A 4,737-nucleotide genomic window follows, 5' to 3' on the forward strand; every position below is an offset into this window, starting at 1 on the left:
CCCCCCGCGCCAGCCCCCGCCCCCCGCCGCGCCCCCCGCGGCGCCCCCCCCGGCCCGGGTCGGCGTCCGGCCCCGGTGTCTCCTCCGCCGGGACCGGACGCCCCCCACAGGCCGTGTGCCGAGAGTGCGGCCCCAACCGACATGGTGATGGTGCCTCACGACTACCGCGGGTTCGTCGAACTGCTGCGCGGTGAGGTCCGGGCCGGACGGGTGCCGGTGGAGCGCGTCGACGACGCCAACCGCCGCATCCTGGCGAAGAAGTTCGAACCGGGTCTGTTCGAGAGCCCCCACACCGACCGCTCCCACACATCCACGATCGGCTCCGCCGCCCACCGCGAACTCGCCCGGGAAGCGGTGCGCAGGTCCCGGGTGCTGCTGAAGAACTCCGGCGGGCTGCTGCCGCTGGCCGAGTCGGCGAAGGTCTTCGTGGCGGGGAAGAACGCCGACGACATCGGCAACCAGAGCGGCGGCTGGGACGCGCTGCTCGCCTCCTGGCTGCCGGGCCGTACCGGACACCGTCTGCGCCGCTTCCCGACACGGCCGCCCGTAGCGGCCCGGCCCGGCTCCGGGCCGATCCCGCCGTCGCAGGGTCGGTCCGGAGCCGCCGGTTGGGTGTTTCCTCCTGTTCCGCCCGGGTACCGGGGCCGGGTCGGCGAAGAAGGGACGAGGTGACCATGCGGTACGACACCTTCCTCGGACAGGTACAGGCACGTGCCCGGCTGGACAACCCCGGTACGGCCGAGACCGCCACCCGGGCCAGCCTGGAGACCCTCGCGGAACGCGTCCCGGCCACGGTCGCGGAGAAGCTGGCCGCCCAGCTCCCGCGTGAGATCGGCGAACACCTGCGCAGGGTCGCGTACGCGCCCGACGAGCCGGTCTCGGGCATGCGGATGAGCACCCAGGAGTTCTTCGACCGCGTCGCGCGACGCGCCTCGGCCGACCGCCCCAAGGCGATGCACGAGGCCCGCTGCGTGATCGAGGTGGTCGACGAGGCCACCGGCGGAGCGTGCTCGGCGAAGATCCGCCCCTCCCTGGACGAGGAACTCGCCCGGGTGCTCTTCTCGGGCAGTTCTGGGCACACGTGAGCCGGGGCGGTGCGGATCACCGGTCCGGCGTCCCGGGATCCGCCGGGGCGTCCGCGCGACGACCTCTGAGACGGTGACCGTGTTCGTCTTCTTCTCCAACCGCACCGGATGCCTGGGCTCGCTGCTGGTCAGCCTGGCCGGCACAGCCCTTCTGTTCCTGCTGCTCTACAGCTGCCGGGCTCGCTGACCGCCGGAGTGGCGCGGCGGAGCGAGGTGCTCCGGGCCGTGGCGCCTACGCGGTCCCCGGCGCCGGCAGCGGCTCGCCGCACCGCTCGCAGGCTCCCGGACCCGGCCGCTCGTTCGTCCGGCCGCACGCGGGGCAGACCCGGTCCAGCACGCACGGTCCCTCACCGCCCTCGTCCCAGCCGGGAGCGGCACGTTCCGCGGAGGGTGGGCGCGTGCCCACGCCCATACCGGGCCGCCGGCGGTGGACGGTCAGGTAGACCAGGCCCTCCGGGCCCGCCCGCAGGGCCCGCCGCGAGGTGCGCGGCAGCCACACCAGGGCCTTGGGAACGAGCGCCCGGCGTCCGCCAAGGCCGTCCTCCACCTCCCCGCCTCCGGCGATCACCAGCAGCAGGACGTCCAGATCGTTCTCGGCGTGCTCGCCGACGCAGGTGCCCGGTGGCAGGCGCACCAGATTCGCGTCGAGCTGCCGTCCGGACTCGGCCAGCCGCCACAGCGCCCCGCCCTCGTCCGGCGCCGAACGCGCGATGCGGTCGTCGAGATCGGTCAGGACGCGGGGGGTCTGGTCGGGGGACACCGGCACCTCCGGAAAGGGGCGTGGACGGGCGTTTCGATCCTACGGCCGCCCCGCCCGGCCGCCCCGGCCCCGCCCGCAGACGGCACCCCGCCCCGGCGCTAGGCTCGTCCTTCGAGATGAGACGCAGACGCTCCGTGCCGCCCTCCCCCCTGCCGCAGCGCCACGGGATCGACCCCGTCCGCCTCAGGCTGCCCGAGAACGGCCCCTGGGAGACGGTCCGGGACCACCTGGTCGACCGGCTGCCCGCGGTGGCGCCGGCCCTGATCGACGCCATGCTGGACGAGGGCGCCGTCTGGAGCGCGGAGGGCCCGCTGGCACCCGGCGCCCCGTACCGGCCGGGGACCTGTCTGTGGTTCCACCGGGAGCTGCCCGATGAGGTGCCGGTGCCGTACACGGTGGAGGTGCTGTACCGCGACGACGTCCTGGTCGTCGCGGACAAGCCGCACTTCCTGGCCACCACGCCGCGCGGCCGGCACGTCACCGAGACCGTGCTGGCCCGGCTCCGCCGCGACCTGGGACTGCCCGAGCTCAGCCCGGCGCACCGGCTGGACCGGCTCACCGCGGGCGTGGTGATGTTCACCGTCCGCCCCGAGTACCGCGCCGCATACCAGGGCGTCTTCCAGGACCGGCGGGCGCGCAAGGAGTACGAGGCCGTGGCGCCTCACGACCCGGGCCTGGAGCTGCCGCGCACGGTGCGCAGCAGGATCGTCAAGGAACGCGGGGTCATCGCCGCGCGTGAGGTGCCGGGGGAACCCGACAGCGTCAGCCGGGTCGAGCTGATCGAGCACCGCGGCGGACTCGGCCGCTACCGGCTGGTGCCGGTGACCGGCCGCACCCACCAGTTGCGTCTGCACATGAGTTCCCTGGGTGTCCCCATCCTGGGCGACCCGGTCTATCCGGAGGTCACCGACCCCGCCCCGGACGACTTCCGGCGCCCCCTCCAACTACTGGCCAGATCACTGGAGTTCACCGACCCGGTCACCGGCCGCGCGCGCCGCTTCACCAGTCGCCGCACGCTGTCCGCCTGGGACTGCCCGCGGGCGTGGGCCGCCGGGGCGGGAGTCCCGGCGGCGGGCGGTGCCCGCCCGTCCGGGTGATCGCACGGCCTGCGGCCGGGGAGCCCCCGGGACAACGGGGAAGACGGTCCGGAAGGCCAACCGGCGGAAAGGAGCTGCGAATGAGCGGGACGAGCGGCGACGGAACGGAAAGGGCCGTGCTCTTCGACGTGGACGGCACACTGGTGGACACCACCTACCTGCACACCGTGGCCTGGTGGGAGGCGCTGCGGCAGGCGGGCCGCCGGGTGCCGATGTCGGTGATCCACCGGACCATCGGCATGGGAAGCGATCAGCTCCTCGCCCGTTTCCTCGGCGAGGACCGCGATCCGCAGGAGGCAGCCTCCGTCAGTGCGGCCCACCACACCCTGTACGCCGAGTACTGGCCGCGGCTGGCCCCGCTGGAAGGAGCCGCCGAGCTGCTGAGGGCCTGCGCCGACCGCGGCTGGACGGTCGTCCTGGCCAGCTCCGCGCGCGGTGACGAACTGGAGGCGATGCGGCGCGCGGTGGGCGCGGACGAGGCGGTGACCGCCGCGACCAGCTCCGACGACGTGGAGGCCAGCAAACCCGCACCCGACCTGGTGCGCTCCGCGCTCGACCACGCGGGGGCCGCGCAGGAGCGGGCCGTCTTCGTCGGCGACACCGTGTGGGACGTGGCGGCGTGCGGGCGGGCGGGCGTGCCCTGTGTGGGCGTGCTCTCGGGCGGCATCACCCGGCGGGAACTGGAGGAGGCGGGTGCGGCGGAGGTCTACGAGAACCCCGCGGACCTGCTGGCCCACCTCGACGCCAGCCTGCTCGCCCGTCGGCCCCGCGAGAGCTGAGCCCCGCCCGGCTTCCGCCCTCCGCCGCGCCGGCCCCAGCCCCCGGCGCGCCGGCAGGGGGCTCGCCCGTTTCCGCGACGTCCTGGCCGCACCGGGAGGGCGGGCGTGGAGAGGCGGATCGAGCGGCCGAGCGTGCTCGCCCCGCACCGGATCCACCGGGTCCGCGGTGATCCCGCCGTCGAACGGGGCCGGCCGACCCGGTGAGGGCGGCGGCGGGCACGGGGCCGCCCTGACCGCCGGTCAGCAGCGCACCGGTCCCGGAACGGTCATGCGGAAGGGGCGAACGGCCACCGAGACCCGGGCGGTGGTGCGGGCCAGGGGCGGAAGCCGGCCCGACCACGATGTGACCGCCACTTTCTCCGGACGGGGGGATCCCACCAGGCGGCCCGGGACGAACAGCCGCCGTCCGGCCGAGCCGGAGAAACCCGGCAGGGGCAGCGCAAGGGCCGGGAGGCGGAGCCTTCCCGGAGCGAAGGCCAGCGAGGCGACCGGTCCGTCGTGGTCGGCGACGTGGACCGAGCGGTCCGTCCACGTGAACGAGGCGAGTTGTTTGGGCAGGTCCCAGATGTCCCGGCCGCCCCGCACCGACGCGGCGTCGCTGACCCAGATGCGGTCGATCAGCAGGCCGGCGCGGCGGCCGCGCCGGACCAGGGGGCCCATGGCCAGTTCGTCGTAGACGAGGGTGCCCTCCCGGTACCGTACGAGGCCGACCGCCAGCAGGGAGGTCCCCGCCAGCGGGCGCAGGTCCGGTGGGACGGGCAGTCGGCGGCGCACCGGCAGGAGCGCCGCCCACAGATGTCCCCGGAAGCTCCAGGGGGCCGGAGGGTACGACGGGAGTGGCCCACTCCGAGCGGAAGCGGAATCCGGCATGCCCACGGCTCCTTCCCGACCGGGCCGGCGGTTCGTGGACCGCACCCCGCGGGCGGCGGACCATGCGGGGGCGGGGCCCGCAACGGCGGCCGGGGGGGGCGGGGCGCGGCCGCGGGGGCGGGCGGCCCGGGCGGGGGGGGTGGTTT

At 75.5% G+C, this 4,737-nt stretch carries 6 protein-coding genes; 4 read left to right on the top strand and 2 right to left on the bottom strand.

Features of this window, described 5'->3' with window-relative positions:
• The first annotated feature begins 147 nt into the window (after positions 1 to 147).
• A complete protein-coding gene (locus AC2CJA_RS24225; protein ID WP_484604809.1) occupies positions 148 to 672 on the top strand; it encodes a glycoside hydrolase family 3 protein in 525 nt (174 codons plus the stop codon).
• A gap of 2 nt (positions 673 to 674) precedes the next feature.
• Positions 675 to 1,085: a DUF2267 domain-containing protein gene (locus tag AC2CJA_RS24230; RefSeq protein WP_484604814.1), complete on the top strand. Its 411-nt coding sequence runs from the start codon at positions 675 to 677 to the stop codon at positions 1,083 to 1,085.
• 232 nt (positions 1,086 to 1,317) lie between these two features.
• Here AC2CJA_RS24230 and AC2CJA_RS24235 read toward each other — a convergent pair whose 3' ends face one another.
• Positions 1,318 to 1,845, bottom strand: coding sequence for a cupin domain-containing protein (locus tag AC2CJA_RS24235; RefSeq protein WP_484604810.1), 528 nt, complete (start codon positions 1,843 to 1,845; stop codon positions 1,318 to 1,320).
• 116 nt (positions 1,846 to 1,961) lie between these two features.
• Here AC2CJA_RS24235 and AC2CJA_RS24240 point away from each other — a divergent pair, with 116 nt between their 5' ends.
• Both AC2CJA_RS24240 and AC2CJA_RS24245 read left to right on the top strand, forming a co-directional pair.
• Positions 1,962 to 2,942, top strand: coding sequence for an RluA family pseudouridine synthase (locus AC2CJA_RS24240; protein ID WP_484604811.1), 981 nt, complete (start codon positions 1,962 to 1,964; stop codon positions 2,940 to 2,942).
• An 80-nt stretch (positions 2,943 to 3,022) separates the two neighbouring features.
• Entirely contained in the window at positions 3,023 to 3,721 is a 699-nt protein-coding gene (locus tag AC2CJA_RS24245) for an HAD family hydrolase (RefSeq protein ID WP_484604812.1), read from the top strand.
• A 240-nt stretch (positions 3,722 to 3,961) separates the two neighbouring features.
• On the opposite strand, the gene AC2CJA_RS24250 is transcribed toward AC2CJA_RS24245, so the two are convergent.
• Positions 3,962 to 4,591: an acetoacetate decarboxylase family protein gene (locus tag AC2CJA_RS24250; protein ID WP_484604813.1), complete on the bottom strand. Its 630-nt coding sequence runs from the start codon at positions 4,589 to 4,591 to the stop codon at positions 3,962 to 3,964.
• Positions 4,592 to 4,737 lie beyond the last annotated feature (146 nt).

The sequence above is a fragment of the Streptomyces sp. ATLC9 genome, from assembly GCF_057196705.1.